The organism is Xanthobacter luteus, assembly GCF_040049235.1.
Taxonomy (GTDB): Bacteria; Pseudomonadota; Alphaproteobacteria; order Rhizobiales; family Xanthobacteraceae; genus Xanthobacter.
Genome location: NZ_JBDZDO010000001.1, coordinates 1,177,660 through 1,192,037, shown reverse-complemented (window position 1 = coordinate 1,192,037; position 14,378 = coordinate 1,177,660). Strand labels below are relative to the sequence as shown.

Sequence of the window (14,378 nt, the reverse complement as noted above, 5' to 3'; positions counted from 1 at the left end):
GAGAGGGGGCGGAACGGGCGCGGCGGGGCCGGTCTTTCGGACTTGAGGCGCCGGCCACCTGCGCCCGGCGTCGCCTCGCCGGAGGTACCTAGGGCCTTCGCTAGCCCTTCGCCGGCAGCGGCCAGGTGCGGATCTGTTCGGCGACGGCGGGGAAGCGGGCGGCGAGCTCGTCGGCCTTGCCGAGCTCCACATCCTGCGGCTCCACGCCCGGCCATTCGGTGGAGCCGCCCAGGAACCAGCGCCGCGATCCGGCGAGGCGGGCGGTGTGGAAGGTGCCGCCGGGGATGAACAATTGCAACGTGTGGCCGGCACGCAGGTCCGGGCCGACGACGTGCCTCTGCGTGCTGCCGTCCTCCAGCATCAAAAGCACCTCGATGGGGTCACCCAGATAATAGTGATAAAGCTGGTCGTTGCGGATCCGGTGCAGCTTCACCGGCTGGTCCGGGGTCAGCATGAAAAACAGCGCCGAGCCCATGGGGCGCCCCGCGGCGAACGGCGCCGGCAGCCCGCCGGGAGCGATCCGCTCCTTGCTCACATAGGTCAGGCGCACGTAGCCGCAGGTGGCGTTGGGCTCCAGCGCGAGTAGCCGCATCACGTCGTCGTGGGTCAGGGCCTGCGCCATGGCAGCGCCCAGCGCGCCGGACGCGGCAAGGCTGCCGCCGGCGAGGGCACCGCCGGCCATGATGTCCCGTCGGCTGTGATCGGCCATGGCGGCCTCCGCGGTTGCGTGCGACAGACAAGCACGCCCCGCCCGCCATTCCAAGCGGCGTCGCGCTTCGGCACGGGGCGCCCGCGCCCTCCGGGTTTTGCCCGAGGCTGACAGGCTTGCGGCGCCGCGCATAATGGAGTTCGTAAACCGGCAAGCCATCCCGCGGGTCCGTGGGGTGTGCGGGCCGCAGGTGGGTGACGCATGCCGCTCGAACGACCCATGATCCTCGCCGTGCAAGGCGCCGACCGCGAGGTGATCCAGGCGCTGCTGGCGCAAGCCGCCCGGCGGCTTTCCGCCGGCGGCGCGCGCGTCATCGGCGTGGTCGAGCACCTGCCCGAAGGCGGCGGCCACGAAGATGTGCTGCTGCTCGATCTGGTCTCCGGAGAGACCCATCGCCTGCACCAGGATCTCGGCCCCGGCGCGGCCGGCTGCAGCCTCGATCCGGCCGGCCTCGCCGCCGCCGCCGCGGGCGTCGAGCGCGCCATCGCCGCGCGGCTCGATGAGGGCGGCGACCTCTCCGACACCGTGGTGGTGCTGTCGAAGTTCGGCCGCCAGGAGGCGGAGGGGCGCGGGCTGACCAGCGCCTTCCACGCCGCCGTGGCGGCGGAGTTGTGCGTGCTCACCTCGGTCTCGCCCACCGTGCGCGGCGCGTGGGACGGCTTCGTCGGCGACCTTGCTCGCCTCGCGCCCGCCGATCTCGCCGCGGTGGAGGACTGGTGGGGCATCGCCGTGGCGGCGGGCTGAGTTCTCGGGATCCCGCTTTCGGGGCGGCGTCGCGCGGCGCCCACCCTCTTCGCCCTGCTCCGCCGCTCCGCTAAGCTCCCGGCCCGAATCCCGTCCGTTCCCGCTTTGGAGCCGCCATGCCGAAACTCACCTGCGAGGTCTCGGCCTCGCTCCTCGACGCGCTGACCCGCGCCGCCGCCGAGAGCGGGGAGAGCGTCGACCACATCGTCTCCCGCGCGCTCGCCGACGCGCTCCAGGTGGAGCACGGCACGCTGTTCCAGGTCTCCACCTCCGGCGCCATCGTGGAGGGGCTGTTCGGCGGCGTGGTCTCGGTGGGAACGCTGCGCGAGCACGGCGATTTCGGCCTCGGCACCTTCGCCGGCCTCGACGGCGAGATGATCGCCCTCGACGGCGCGTTCTTCCAGATGCGCGCGGACGGCTCGATCCACCGCGCCGGCGACGCCATGCAGGTGCCGTTCGCGCTCGTCACCCACTTCGCGCCGCAACACCAGGAGACGCTGGCGCCGTTCGTCTCCATGGCGCAGCTGCTGGCGGCGCTCGACGCCCGGCGCGACACCGACAACATCTTCTTCGCGGTGCGCCTGACCGGGCGCTTTTCCCAGATCCACGACCGCGTCGCCTGCAAGGCCGGCGAGCACGAGACGCTGGTCGAGGCCACCAGCCACCAGGCCGAGTTCCACCACACGGACGTGGCCGGCACCATGGTGGGGTTCTACACGCCGCCTTATGCGCGCGGCATCGGCATTCCCGGCTGGCACCTGCATGTGATCAGCGCCGACTTCACCCGCGGCGGCCACGTCCTGGGCTGCGCGGGGGAGGGGATCACCCTCGAGATGGAGCGGCTCGACGACTTCCGCCTCGCCATGCCGGAGACCGCCGCCTTCCTCAAGGCCGACCTTTCCGGCGACACCGAGGCGGCGCTCGATACGGCGGAGCGGGCCCGGCGCTGAGGGACGCGATTGCGCTCCCGCGGGCCGTTTGGGGACGGAACCGGAACCGGAGCCGTGGCGTTGATCGCGGTTGGAGGAACATCCATGGGGAAAACCGCCATGTCCGCCCGCGTGCTTGCCGCTTCCGCTCCCGCCCCCGTCAGCCGGCGTGCCGCGCTGGTGATGGCGGGCGCCGCTGCCGCCACCCTCGCCATGCCGCGCCTCGCCCGCGCCGCCGCGCCGTTCCAGCAGCCGCCCTTGCCCTATGCGGAGGGCGCGCTCGCGCCCACCATCTCGGCGCGCACCGTGGGCCTGCACTACGGCAAGCACCACAAGGGCTATTACGACAAGCTCAACACCCTCGTCGTCGGCAAGCCCTATGCCGACATGACGTTGGAGGAGGTCGTGGTCGCCGCGCGCAAGGCCAATGACGCGCCGGTGTTCAACAATGCCGCGCAGGCCTGGAACCATGATCTCTACTGGATGGAGTTCAAGGGCGGCTCCAATCCGCCGACCGGCGCGTTCGCCGATGCGGTGAAGCGCGACTTCGGCGACCTCGCCGGCCTCAAGAAGGCCATGACCGACACCGGCGACGGCGTGTTCGGCACCGGCTGGGTCTGGCTGGTGAGGAATGGCGACAAGCTCGAGGTGGTGGGCCTCAAGGACGCCATCAACCCGCTGCCCGACGGCAAGAAGGTGCTCGCCGGCATCGACGTGTGGGAGCACGCTTATTATCTCGACTGGGAGAACCGCCGCACCGCCCACGTGAAGGCGGTGCTCGATGACCGCATGAACTGGGCCTACGTCTCCGAGCGCTGGGGCTGAGCGGGGCGCCCGCGCCCCGCGCCCGGCCGTCCTCCACCGTCGCCCCCCGCCGCAGCGCGGGGCGGCGGTGCGGGCGGCCTAGAGCCCGATATCGTCCAGGCTCTTGCCGGTGGTCTCGATGCGGAACAGGTAGGTCACCACCGCCCCCAGGAGCGAGGTGCCCACCAGGATGTAGAGCAGCGCCGAGGTACCGATCCGGTGCAGCAGGATCGGGAACAGGAACGCCGTCATCACCGCGCCGATCTTGGCGAACGCCGCCGCAAAGCCCGCTCCCATGCCGCGGATGTGGGTCGGAAACACCTCGCCCGCCAGCAGGTAGGTCTGCGCGTTTGGGCCGAGATTGGTCATGAAGTTGAACAGCATGAAGCCCGCGAAGATGAGGGCGATCTGCGTGCTCCCGGTATAGGCGGAGGAGAAGGCGGCGAGCAGCAGCCCGGCGGCGCAGCCGATGAAGCCGATGATCTGCAGCGGCACGCGGCCCACCTTGTCGGCGAGCCCCACCGCGGCGGCGATGCCGACCAGCAGCAGCAGGTCGATGAGCGCCGCGCCCTCGGCCGCCAGTTCGTCCTTGACGATGATGTCGGTGAGGTCCTGCACCTGCGTGGCGGCATGGCCGAGCGCGGCGGCGAGAATGGTGGGCGTGAAGATGCCGATGCCGTAGGTGCCGAGGTCCTGCAGGAACCAGGGCACGCTGGCGAGGATGGTGGCGCGCCGGTTCTTGGAATTGAACAGAGCGAGCGGGTGGCGCTCCCCCGGCGCCTGGTGGTGCCTGTGGCGGCGCACCAGCTTGACCTGCCTGGGATAGGGCGGCGTACGCTCCAGCAGCCGCGCCGCCTCGCGCTCGGCCGCCTCGGCGCGGCCGTGGGCGAGCAGCCAGGCGGCGCTCTCGGTGACGAAGAAGCGCCCCAGGGTGACCGCCAGCGCCGGCAGGATGGCGAGCGCGTACATCAGCCGCCAGGACGATTCCTGGGTGATGTTGGTGAGCACCAGGTAGCCGACCAGCGTGCCGGTGAGCGCGCCCACGGCCTGGAAGCCGAAGGCGCTGAGCACCAGCCGCCCGCGCGCCGAGGAGGGGATGCTCTCGGAGATCACCAGATGGGCCGTGGGATAGTCGCAGCCGAGCGCGACGCCGATGCCGAACAGGAACACCACGGTCCAGGTGAAAGTGGGGCTGACCGAGAGCAGCACCAGGAAGACGATGAAGATCACCATCTCCGCCACGAACATCGCCTTGCGGCCGAAATGATCGGCAAGGCCGCCCAGGAACAGCGCGCCGACCAGGATGCCGGCAAGGCTCGCCGCGCCCACGAGGCCGTGCTGGAACGCGTCCATGCCGAATTCCTTCGACATCAGCGGCAGGGCGACGCCGGTCATGAAGACCACGAGGCCCTCGAAGAACTTGCCCGCCGCGGCCAGCCACCAGATGCGCCACTGCATGGACGTCATGGGGGTGGAGGCGACCTGCGTGCCGTCGCGCCAGACCGGCGCCTCGTCGATATAGTCCTGGACCGAACGGCCGTGCGCCGCGTCCGCATGGCTGGACGCCGCGGCATGGGTATCAAATGCCTCGATCTCGTTCATGGATCCGCCCCCCTCTGCGCTGCGGCAAGCATTGCCCGGCAACCGTGACGCCGCTGTAACGGGCGCCCCCTGGCGAGCCCGGCGTGAAAGGGCTAAGACGGTGGCGTTGCGGGAGAAACCCATGTCCAAGCGTTGTGCTACCCGTTCCCCTGCGCGATCGGCGTGCGCCGCCACTGGCATGCTGGCGCTTGCGGTGCTGGGGCTCGCCGCCTGCCAGGGTTCGCCGGACAGCTGGGGCACCGGCGTGGTGAAGGAGACCGACGCCTTCGGCGACTATGCCGAGACGGTGGTGTCGATCCCCAAGCCCACCGCCGGGCCGCGCCAGTTCGTGTGCCAGGGCCCGTTCGCGCCCAACACCACCGCCGTCAACATCGCCGCCGACTTCGGCCAGGCCAACGTGATCGCCGCCCCGGTGATGGAGCCGGACGGCTCGGTCGCCAATGGCACGGTTCTGCTGCCGGGCGATCCCGCTTTGCGCGTCGACGTCGCCTGGGGCGACGCCATCGGCATGACCAATCCGCGCCGCGTCGCCTTCACCGAGGCCACCGCCTGGACCGTGAACGGCATCGGCATCGGCGCGAGCCTTGCCGACGTGGAGAAGGCCAACGGCCGCCCGTTCCGGATCCAGGGCTTCAGCGGACCGGCCGGCGGCGTGGTGGCGGACTGGCAGGGCGGCAAGCTCGGCAATCTCGGCTCGGGCTGCCGGCTGGGGCTGCAACTGGCGCTGCCGGCCACCCTGTCGGACCAGGTCCAGGCACGGGTCGCCGGGCCGAAATTCTTCGCCTCGTCCGATGCCGCCGTGCGCGCGGCCAACCCCAGAGTGGGCCTGTTCTGGGTGCTCTACCGCTAGCGCCGGATGCCCCATGGTCAATCGCCCGAGCGATTCCCCATGGGGAGCGAACCCGTCTCCATTCCAGAAATGAAGGCCGATTTGCCGTCCATAGGGAGCCGCGACGCGATTTCTATGGGCAGCGAGCCGCCCTCCAACGTTTTCGAGCCTGGAAGAGGGGCCTTTCAGCCGCGCCCTGCCGCCTGCGCAAGGCGGCCGAAGGAGCGCGTCAGGCCCAGCGCACACCGACGATCTCGAACGAGCGCGCCCCCTTGGGCGTGACGACCTCGACGGTGGCGCCCTTCTTCTTGCCGATGAGCGCGCGCGCCACCGGAGAAGAAATGGAGATGCGGCCGGCCTTCGCGTCAGCCTCGCTGTCGCCGACGATCTGCCAGACCCGCTCCTCCTCCGTGTCCTCGTCCACGAGGGTCACTGTGGCGCCGAACTTGACGACGTCGCCGGAGAGCTTGGAGACGTCGATCACCTCCGCCCGGGACAGCTTGTCCTCGAGCTCGGCGATGCGGCCCTCATTGTGCGACTGCTGCTCCTTGGCGGCATGGTATTCGGCATTCTCGGAGAGGTCGCCATGGGCGCGCGCCTCGGAGATGGCGTTGATGATGCGCGGGCGCTCGACCTGCTGGCGCTGCTTCAGTTCTTTCTCGAGGGCGGCATAGCCTGCCGCCGTCATGGGGATCTTCTCCATGGGTCCTTTCAAGACCTCCTGAACCTGTGGCCGCCGGTGGCCCCCATTCCGGGGGCTCCGATCGGCCTGTCGCGGCGGCCCGCCGTCTGTCGCCGGACCGTCCGCTCGGCCGCCTCGCCTCGCGCCATCCACCGGGCCGGAGCGCAAGGGGCGATCCGTGTTCCGGTGCGCGCCGCAGAGGCCCGGCACATATGAAGGCGCGCGCGGACGGATTTGCGCCCGCCCACGCCCACCGAAGAGAGCCGACGGCTCATGCGGCGGAGGTGTTGCCCCGTCGCGCGCTTCCATCGGCGTCGAAATAGCCCTGCAGCGGGCGCACCTTGAGATCGCCGCCCACATAGGCCTTGATCCCCTGCGCCGCAGCTATGGCGCCGGACAGCGTGGTGTAATACGGCACTTTCTGCAAGAGGGCGGCCCGGCGCAGCGAGCGGCTGTCCGCCAGCGCCTGGGCGCCCTCGGTGGTGTTGAACACCAATTGCACCCCGCCGTTCTTGATGGCGTCGACGATGTGCGGCCGGCCTTCCAGCACCTTGTTGATCTTGCTGGCGGCGACGCCGTTCTCCTCGAGATAGCGCAGGGTGCCGGAGGTGGCGATCACCTTGAAGCCCAGCTGCTGCAGCATCTTCACCGTCGGCAGGATGCGCGCCTTGTCCTCGTCGCGCACCGAGACGAACACGGTGCCGGACTTCGGCACCTTGGTGCCGCCGCCGAGCTGGCTCTTGGCGAAGGCGACGCCATAATCGGTGTCGAGGCCCATCACCTCGCCGGTGGAGCGCATCTCCGGCCCCAGTACGGTGTCGACGCCGGGGAAGCGGGCGAACGGGAACACCGCTTCCTTGACGGCGATGTGGTCGATGCGCGGCGCCTTGAGGCCGAAGGCGGCGATCTTCTCGCCCGCCATCACCCGCGCCGCGATCTTGGCGATGGGGATGCCGATCACCTTGGCCACGAAGGGCACGGTGCGCGAGGCGCGCGGATTCACCTCCAGCACATAGATGTCGTCGCCCTTGATGGCGTACTGCACGTTCATCAAGCCGACCACGCCCAAAGCCAGCGCCATGGCGGCGGTCTGCTTCTCCAGCGCCGCGATCATCTGCGGCGAGAGCGAATGGGGCGGCAGCGAGCAGGCGCTGTCGCCCGAATGGATGCCTGCTTCCTCGATGTGCTCCATGATGCCGGCGATGAACACGTCCTTGCCGTCGCACAGCGCGTCCACGTCCACCTCGATGGCGTCGGACAGATAGCGGTCGAACAAAAGCGGGTTCTTGCCGAGCACGGTGTTGATCTGCCCGGTCTTGTCGTTGGGGTAGCGCGCCTTCACCTCCTGCGGCACCAGGCCTGGCAGGGTCTCCAGCAAATAGTCGCCGAGCTCGCGCTCCTCGCGGATGATCTGCATGGCCCGGCCGCCCAGCACGTAAGAGGGGCGCACCACCATGGGATAGCCGAGCTCGCCGACGACCAGGCGCGCCTGCTCCACGGAATAGGCGATGCCGTTGGCCGGCTGGCGGATCTTCAGGCGGTCGAGGAGGGTCTTGAAGCGGTCGCGGTCCTCGGCGAGGTCGATGGCGTCGGGCGAGGTGCCGAGGATCGGCACGTCCGCCTCCTCCAGGGCCTTGGCGAGCTTGAGCGGCGTCTGGCCGCCGAACTGCACGATCACGCCCTTGAGCGTGCCGTTCGACTTCTCCCGGGCGATCAGCTCCAGCACGTCCTCGGCGGTCAGCGGCTCGAAATAGAGCCGGTCCGAGGTGTCGTAGTCGGTCGAGACGGTTTCCGGGTTGCAGTTGACCATGATCGCTTCATAGCCCGCCTCCTTCAGCGCGAAGGCCGCGTGGCAGCAGCAATAGTCGAACTCGATGCCCTGGCCGATGCGGTTCGGCCCGCCGCCGAGGATGATGACCTTCTCCCGGTCGGACGGCTGCGCCTCGTCGGCGAGCGCGCCCGCGAACGGCGTCTCGTAGGTCGAATACATATAAGCGGTGGGCGAGGCGAACTCGGCGGCGCAGGTGTCGATGCGCTTGTAGGCCGGCCGCACGTCGAGGGCGTGGCGCCGGGCGCGCACCTGGGCCTCGGTGAGCCCGCAGAGCGCGGCGAGGCGCGCGTCGGAAAAGCCCATGGCCTTCAGGCGCCGGAACGCGCCCTCCGTGCCCGGCAGGCCGAGCCGGCGCACCTTCTGCTCCATCTCGACGATGCCGCGGATCTCGGCCAGGAACCAGGGGTCGATCTTGCACGCGGCGTGGATCTGCTCGTCGGTGAGGCCGAGCCGCATCGCCTGCGCCACATAGAGGATGCGGTCGGGGGTGGGGGTTCCGAGCGCGGCGCGCACGGCGTTCTTGTCGTCGCCCTGGTGCAGGCCCTCGATCTCGATGTCGTCGAGGCCGGAAAGGCCGGTCTCCAGCGAGCGCAGCGCCTTCTGCAGGCTCTCCTGGAAGGTGCGGCCGATGGCCATGGCCTCGCCCACCGACTTCATGGAGGTGGTGAGCACCGGGTCGGCACCGGGGAACTTCTCGAACGCGAAGCGCGGGATCTTGGTGACCACATAGTCGATGGTGGGCTCGAACGAGGCCGGCGTCGCGCCGCCGGTGATGTCGTTCTCGATCTCGTCGAGCGTGTAGCCCACGGCGAGGCGCGCCGCGACCTTGGCGATCGGGAAGCCGGTGGCCTTGGAGGCCAGCGCCGAGGAACGGGAGACGCGCGGGTTCATCTCGATGACGATCAGGCGCCCGTCCTCGGGGTTCACCGCGAACTGGACGTTCGAGCCGCCGGTCTCGACCCCGATCTCGCGCAGCACCGCAAGCGATGCATCGCGCATGATCTGGTATTCCTTGTCGGTGAGCGTGAGCGCCGGCGCCACCGTGATGGAATCGCCGGTGTGCACGCCCATCGGGTCGATGTTCTCGATCGAGCAGATGATGATGCAATTGTCCGCCTTGTCGCGGACCACCTCCATCTCGTATTCCTTCCAGCCCAGCACGCTCTCCTCCACCAGCACCTCGTTGGTGGGGGAGGCATCGATGCCGCGCTCGATGATCTCGATGAACTCGGCCTTGTTGTAGGCGATGCCGCCGCCGGTGCCGCCCATGGTGAAGGACGGGCGGATGATGGCCGGCAGGCCCACCTCCTCGAGCGCCTCGAGCGCCTGGGCGAGCGTCTTGATCTGGCGCGACCTCGGGGTGGCGAGGCCGATCCGGGTCATGGCGTTGCGGAACAGCTCGCGGTCCTCGGCCATGTCGATGGCCTCGGCGGTGGCGCCGATCATCTCGACGTCGAACGCCTCCAGCGTGCCCATCTTCTTGAGCGACAGCGCGCAATTGAGCGCGGTCTGGCCGCCCATGGTGGGCAAGAGCGCGAAGCCCCGGGAGCGGTCGCCGCGCTCCTTCTCGATGATCTTGGTGACGATTTCGGCGGTGATGGGCTCGATATAGGTCGCGTCCGCCAGATCCGGGTCGGTCATGATGGTCGCCGGATTGGAATTCACCAGGACCACCCGGTATCCTTCCTCCTTGAGCGCCTTGACCGCCTGGGTTCCGGAATAGTCGAACTCGCAGGCCTGGCCGATGACGATGGGCCCGGCGCCGATGATGAGGATGGTGTCGATGTCGGTGCGTTTCGGCATGTCTTCCCGGCGCTCGTTCCACGTTCGCCCGGGCTGCGACACGCCTTCCCGAAAACCGTCATGCGCTTTTCGGCAAAGATCGCGCCTCGGGCGCAAAAAAAGGGCCGCGGGTCGCGCGCCCCTCATCATTAAGCTCGATCACCGCCCGAAGGCGGCGCGGGCGGGCAGGGCGGCGCGAGAGCGACGAAATATCCCTTGGCCCGTCACACTGATGGGCTTCCTTAGACCATAATTCCGGGTGACGGAAGACGCCTTCCTCCCCTACCCGCCGGGAGCGGCCCTGCATGGCATCCATGGTTCACGATCTGGTTCGGCGCTACCAGCCGCTGATCAGGCAGGTGATCTCTTTCGCCGGCGCCGGCTCGGTGGCGGCGGTGGGCCATTTCTCGACGCTGGCGGCGCTGGTGGAACTTGGCCTCGCCGGGCCGGTCCGCGCCTCGGCCTGCGGCTTCCTGGTGGGCGGCGTGATCTCCTATGTGCTGAACCGCCGCTTCACCTTCAACGCCACCCGGTCCCATGTGGGGGCGGTGCCGCGGTTCATCGCCGTGGCCGGCGTCGCCTTCGCGCTGAACGCCTTCCTCATGGACCTCCTGGTCCACCGGCTGGGGCTGTTCTATCTCCTCGCCCAGGTCGTCACCACCGGGCTGGTGCTGATCTGGACCTTCGGCGCCTATCGGATCTGGGCCTTCCGCCACGCGCCGGAGGCGTGAGCCCTCAGCGCAGGCGGAACGCCTGGAACGCCATGCGGCTCTGGTTGTGGCCGATATTGGGACGCACGCGGCTCGCCGGCAGGCGCGCCTGCTCCAGCAGCCGCAGCATTTCCTCCTCCTGGTAGAAGGTGAGGCCGAGTTCGTTGCGCAGCTTGCGGTAGGGCGAAAGGGCGGTGCGCACCAAACCGAGCAGCGCCGCCGGCAGGAAGCCCTCCTGGGTCGCGAACGCGAGCAATGCGGCCACGTCCTGCAGCATGCCCACGTCGGGAGGGATCACGTCCGCCAGCAGCAGGCTGCCCCCCTTGGCCAGCAGCCGCCGCCAGCCGGCGAGCAGGCCGGGCAGGTCCGGGCGCGGGATATATTGGAGCACCGAGTTCACGACCACGAGATGGAAGCTGCCGTCCGGCAGCGCCGCCACCTCTTCGGGGGAGAGCACCTCGATCTTGGGATTGCCGGCGTGGCGCGCCTTCGCCGCCTCCCGCACCGACGGGGCGGCGTCGCACAGCACCAGCGTGCCGCAGGCCTCGGCGAGCCGCCCGGCGCTGAGCGCCTCGCCGCAGCCGAAGTCCAGGACGCGCGCGTCGGGCGAGGGAATGAAGCAGGCGAGGTCGGCGGCGATCCGCGCGTAATGCACCGCCTTGTGCCGCCTGTTCACATAGACGGCACTGGCGCCGTCCCAGAAGGAGATCCAGCTTGCCATGAACGCGTCCCCCCGTAGGCGGACGCTTGTGGCACAGGTCGGCGCCGACCTCACGCGAAAATACCGCACGGCGCACGCAAGATGCGGCGACGACGGGATCGGGTCCGGACTGCATGCACTCGTCATGGTGCTGCCATGACAAAAAAGGCGGCAACATGCATACAATCGCATCAGCGCACTGCCCCAGGGGCACCCCGCCCGCTGCGCTGCAAGCCTTTGTTGCAAAGCAAAAAATCCACCGACGCCGCTTTGGCACCCTTGTTGCTACCTCTTGGTCTGGCAACAAAGGAGACGCCGATGGCGCCCAAAGTTCAGCTCCGCCTGAACGGCATCCGCAAGAGCTTCCCGGGCAAGACCGAGCCCGTCAAAGTGCTCGACGGCCTGACGTTCGACATCCACGAAAAGGACTTCGTCAGCATCATCGGGCCGTCGGGATGCGGCAAGACGACTGTATTCAATGTGATCGCCGGCCTCACGGAGCCGGACGAGGGCATGCTGCTCTATCGGGGGCAGGAGGTGGACAGCCTGCGCGGCCGCGTCGGCTACATGATGCAGAAGGACCTGCTGTTCCCCTGGCTCACGGTGCTCGACAATGTCCTGCTCGGCCTCGACGCGCGGGGCGTGAAGCCGGCCGAGGCGCGCGACACCGCGCGTGAGTACATCAGCACCTTCGGCCTCTCGGGGTTCGAGAACGCCTATCCCAAGATGCTCTCCGGCGGCATGCGCCAGCGCGCGGCGCTGATCCGCACGCTGGTGCTGGACCCCGACATCCTGCTGCTGGACGAGCCCTTCTCGGCGCTCGACTACCAGACCCGGCTGTATCTCGAGGCGGTGCTGCTGGAAGCGGTCGAGACCTTCCACAAGACCGTGATCCTCGTCACCCACGACATCGACGAGGCCGTGGCGCTGTCCAAGCGCGTGGTGGTCCTGAGCCACCGGCCCACCACCGTGAAGTCGGTGCACGAGATCGCGCTGTCCGAGCGTTCGCCGATCGCCGCCCGCTCCGATCCGCGCTTCTCCGGCTATTTCCACACGTTGTGCGCCGAGCTCGATATCCAGACGAGGGCCACCGCATGAGCGACATGTCTGAGACCGCCATGAGCAAGCCCGGTGCCGCCCCCAAGCCCGCCGTGAGGAGGGCGCCCGGGCGCCGCAAGGCGCGCCGCAACGCGCTCGATTCCACCCTCGGGCGCTCCGCCCTCCAGATCCTCACCGTGGTCGCCTTCTTCCTGCTGTGGGAGGTGGCGGTGGACATCGGCTGGGCCAATGCCTTCCTGCTGGGCCAGCCGAGCGGCATCCTCGGCGTGCTGGTCTCGTCCGTCGCCGACGGCTCGCTGTTCGTCGACACCGGCTACACGGTGTTCGAGGCGCTGCTGGGCTTCGCCTTCGGCACGGTCATCGGCTCGGTGATCGGCCTTGCGCTCTGGTATTCGGTGTTCGTGGCCCGGCTCACCGAGCCGTTCATCGCCGCCATCAACTCGGTGCCGAAGATCGCGCTCGCGCCGATCATCATCCTGTGGTTCGGCACCGGGCTGACCTCGAAGGTGGCGCTCGCGGTCTCGCTCACCTCCATCGTCGCCCTCATCACCGCCTACCAGGCCGCCAAGGACGCGGACAAGGACCTGCAGGCCCTTCTGTTCTCCATGGGGGCGGACAAGCACCGCATCTTCAAGAAGGTGATCGTGCCGTCCACGCTGCCGGCGATCATCGCCACCTTCCGCATCAATATCGGCTTCGCGCTGGTGGGCGCGGTGGTGGGCGAATTCATCTCCTCCCAGCACGGCCTCGGCCACCTGATCTACACCGCCTCCAGCCTCTACGACCTCAACTCGGTGTGGGCCGGCCTGTTCGTGCTGATGCTGGTGGGCTTCGTCTTCTACCAGTTGGTGGAACTCACCGAGCGCTGGCTGCTGCCCTGGAAGCAGGAGCAGCACGCGACCCAGATCAACGTCTGACCCCCTCACCGACCCGCCTTTCCAACCCGATCGGAGATTGCCCATGTCCTTTGTGCGCAAACTGAAGATGGCATCGCTCGCGGCGGCCGTGGCGCTCGCCGCCGGCACCGCGCCGGCCGCCGCGCAGAGCAAGAAGGTGGTGCTCTCGCAGGCCTTCCAGTCGATGCTTTATCTTCCGCTCTACGTGGCCATCAACAAGGGCTACTTCGAGAAGGAGGGCCTCGACTTGACGAAGGAGACCGCGGGCTCGCCCACCGCCGCGCTCTCGGCGGTGATCTCCGGCAGCGCCCAATTCTCGCTGCACGGGCCGGAATGGACCGCCATCGCCGCCGAGAAGGGCGCTCCGGTCTTCATCATGGCCAATGTGGTGAACGGCGCCGCCGTGTGGATCGCCGCCGCCCCGGACTTCAAGTTCGAGAGCCCCAAGGACTTCAAGGGCCAGAAGGTGGTGACCGGCCAGATGCCCACCACCAGCACCTCGCTCTTCATCAAGCTGCTCAAGGAGAACGGCCTGGGCGAGACGGACGTGGAGATGATCCAGGTGCCGATCGGCTCCGAGCCCGGACCGCTGGCTGCCGGCCAGGCCAAGCTCGCGGTGATGTACGAGCCCGGCCTCGACCAGGTGGTGGCGCGGGGCATGAAGGTCATTCTTGGCTTCCCGAAGCTCTACGGCCCCTATGCCTTCTCCTCCATCACCGCCCGCAAGGACGTGGATGCCGACCTCGCCCAGCGCCTCGCCAACGGCCTGGAGCGCGCCATGCGCTTCATGCACGCCAACGAGGCCGAGACGGTGGAGATCGCCAAGAAGGAGTTCCCGAAGCTCGATGCTTCGGTGGTCGAGGCCGCCACCAAGCGCATGCTGGCGGACGACGTCTATCCCAAGAGCGTCGACATAACCCCCGCCGCGCTGAAGGTGGGCCTCGATACCCAGATCGCGCTCGGCAACCTGAAGGCGCAGCCCGACTACAAGACCTTCGTGGGCAAGGGATTCATCGACAAGGCCCTGACCATCAACTGACGCCGCCCCCCGGGCCCCGTCTTTCATCCACCAGGCGGCGGCCGGCCCCGAGGGACCGGCCG

General features: G+C 68.8%; 13 protein-coding genes. 8 read left to right on the top strand and 5 right to left on the bottom strand.

Annotation, left to right across the window (positions count from 1 at the left end; genetic code table 11):
* Nucleotides 1-100 precede the first annotated feature (100 nt).
* Nucleotides 101-709 carry a cupin domain-containing protein gene (locus ABLE88_RS05790; protein ID WP_348830492.1) on the bottom strand — a complete coding sequence of 203 codons (609 nt, stop codon included), beginning with the start codon at nt 707-709 and terminating at the stop codon, nt 101-103.
* 201 nt (nt 710-910) lie between these two features.
* Between ABLE88_RS05790 and ABLE88_RS05785 the strand changes: the two genes are divergently transcribed.
* The 3 genes from ABLE88_RS05785 to ABLE88_RS05775 all read left to right on the top strand — a co-directional run bounded on the left by ABLE88_RS05785 (nt 911) and on the right by ABLE88_RS05775 (nt 3,207).
* Nucleotides 911-1,453 (top strand): DUF2478 domain-containing protein, encoded by a 543-nt coding sequence (locus ABLE88_RS05785; RefSeq protein ID WP_348830491.1) that lies wholly within the window; start codon nt 911-913, stop codon nt 1,451-1,453.
* Nucleotides 1,454-1,569: 116 nt separating this feature from the next.
* Entirely contained in the window at nt 1,570-2,403 is an 834-nt protein-coding gene (gene budA, locus ABLE88_RS05780; protein ID WP_348830490.1) for an acetolactate decarboxylase, read from the top strand.
* Nucleotides 2,404-2,502: 99 nt separating this feature from the next.
* Nucleotides 2,503-3,207: a superoxide dismutase gene (locus tag ABLE88_RS05775; protein ID WP_348830489.1), complete on the top strand. Its 705-nt coding sequence runs from the start codon at nt 2,503-2,505 to the stop codon at nt 3,205-3,207.
* Between the two features lie 78 nt (nt 3,208-3,285).
* Here ABLE88_RS05775 and ABLE88_RS05770 read toward each other — a convergent pair whose 3' ends face one another.
* Entirely contained in the window at nt 3,286-4,788 is a 1,503-nt protein-coding gene (locus ABLE88_RS05770) for an MFS transporter (protein WP_348830488.1), read from the bottom strand.
* Nucleotides 4,789-4,966: 178 nt separating this feature from the next.
* Here ABLE88_RS05770 and ABLE88_RS05765 point away from each other — a divergent pair, with 178 nt between their 5' ends.
* Nucleotides 4,967-5,638: a hypothetical protein gene (locus ABLE88_RS05765; protein WP_348830487.1), complete on the top strand. Its 672-nt coding sequence runs from the start codon at nt 4,967-4,969 to the stop codon at nt 5,636-5,638.
* A 208-nt stretch (nt 5,639-5,846) separates the two neighbouring features.
* Here the strand turns inward: ABLE88_RS05765 and greA are convergent, their stop codons facing one another.
* Both greA and carB read right to left on the bottom strand, forming a co-directional pair.
* Nucleotides 5,847-6,320 (bottom strand): transcription elongation factor GreA, encoded by a 474-nt coding sequence (greA, locus tag ABLE88_RS05760; RefSeq protein WP_348830486.1) that lies wholly within the window; start codon nt 6,318-6,320, stop codon nt 5,847-5,849.
* A gap of 250 nt (nt 6,321-6,570) precedes the next feature.
* Complete coding sequence (gene carB / locus ABLE88_RS05755) at nt 6,571-9,933, bottom strand: carbamoyl-phosphate synthase large subunit (protein WP_348830485.1); 3,363 nt, start codon at nt 9,931-9,933, stop codon at nt 6,571-6,573.
* A 284-nt stretch (nt 9,934-10,217) separates the two neighbouring features.
* On the opposite strand from carB, the gene ABLE88_RS05750 reads away from it, so the two are divergent.
* Nucleotides 10,218-10,643: a GtrA family protein gene (locus tag ABLE88_RS05750; protein ID WP_348830484.1), complete on the top strand. Its 426-nt coding sequence runs from the start codon at nt 10,218-10,220 to the stop codon at nt 10,641-10,643.
* Nucleotides 10,644-10,647: 4 nt separating this feature from the next.
* Here the strand turns inward: ABLE88_RS05750 and ABLE88_RS05745 are convergent, their stop codons facing one another.
* On the bottom strand, nt 10,648-11,343 hold the full coding sequence (locus ABLE88_RS05745; protein WP_348830483.1) for a class I SAM-dependent methyltransferase: 696 nt from the start codon (nt 11,341-11,343) through the stop codon (nt 10,648-10,650).
* 297 nt (nt 11,344-11,640) lie between these two features.
* Between ABLE88_RS05745 and ABLE88_RS05740 the strand changes: the two genes are divergently transcribed.
* Genes ABLE88_RS05740 through ABLE88_RS05730 form a run of 3 tightly spaced genes read left to right on the top strand, consistent with a single transcriptional unit; the run spans nt 11,641 to nt 14,316 of the window.
* Nucleotides 11,641-12,420: an ABC transporter ATP-binding protein gene (locus ABLE88_RS05740; RefSeq protein WP_348830482.1), complete on the top strand. Its 780-nt coding sequence runs from the start codon at nt 11,641-11,643 to the stop codon at nt 12,418-12,420.
* On the top strand, nt 12,417-13,298 hold the full coding sequence (locus tag ABLE88_RS05735) for an ABC transporter permease (protein WP_348830481.1): 882 nt from the start codon (nt 12,417-12,419) through the stop codon (nt 13,296-13,298). The genes ABLE88_RS05740 and ABLE88_RS05735 overlap by 4 nt, the downstream gene beginning before the upstream one ends.
* A gap of 43 nt (nt 13,299-13,341) precedes the next feature.
* On the top strand, nt 13,342-14,316 hold the full coding sequence (locus tag ABLE88_RS05730) for an ABC transporter substrate-binding protein (protein ID WP_348830480.1): 975 nt from the start codon (nt 13,342-13,344) through the stop codon (nt 14,314-14,316).
* Nucleotides 14,317-14,378 lie beyond the last annotated feature (62 nt).

Coding starts and splice junctions, on each gene's coding strand:
- ABLE88_RS05790 (WP_348830492.1), bottom strand. CDS start 709: ATGGCCGATCACAGCCGACGGGACATCATGGCCGGCGGTGCCCTCGCC.
- carB (WP_348830485.1), bottom strand. CDS start 9,933: ATGCCGAAACGCACCGACATCGACACCATCCTCATCATCGGCGCCGGG.
- budA (WP_348830490.1), top strand. CDS start 1,570: ATGCCGAAACTCACCTGCGAGGTCTCGGCCTCGCTCCTCGACGCGCTG.
- ABLE88_RS05785 (WP_348830491.1), top strand. CDS start 911: ATGCCGCTCGAACGACCCATGATCCTCGCCGTGCAAGGCGCCGACCGC.
- ABLE88_RS05775 (WP_348830489.1), top strand. CDS start 2,503: ATGTCCGCCCGCGTGCTTGCCGCTTCCGCTCCCGCCCCCGTCAGCCGG.
- ABLE88_RS05765 (WP_348830487.1), top strand. CDS start 4,967: ATGCTGGCGCTTGCGGTGCTGGGGCTCGCCGCCTGCCAGGGTTCGCCG.
- ABLE88_RS05750 (WP_348830484.1), top strand. CDS start 10,218: ATGGCATCCATGGTTCACGATCTGGTTCGGCGCTACCAGCCGCTGATC.
- ABLE88_RS05735 (WP_348830481.1), top strand. CDS start 12,417: ATGAGCGACATGTCTGAGACCGCCATGAGCAAGCCCGGTGCCGCCCCC.
- ABLE88_RS05730 (WP_348830480.1), top strand. CDS start 13,342: ATGTCCTTTGTGCGCAAACTGAAGATGGCATCGCTCGCGGCGGCCGTG.
- greA (WP_348830486.1), bottom strand. CDS start 6,320: ATGGAGAAGATCCCCATGACGGCGGCAGGCTATGCCGCCCTCGAGAAA.
- ABLE88_RS05770 (WP_348830488.1), bottom strand. CDS start 4,788: ATGAACGAGATCGAGGCATTTGATACCCATGCCGCGGCGTCCAGCCAT.
- ABLE88_RS05740 (WP_348830482.1), top strand. CDS start 11,641: ATGGCGCCCAAAGTTCAGCTCCGCCTGAACGGCATCCGCAAGAGCTTC.
- ABLE88_RS05745 (WP_348830483.1), bottom strand. CDS start 11,343: ATGGCAAGCTGGATCTCCTTCTGGGACGGCGCCAGTGCCGTCTATGTG.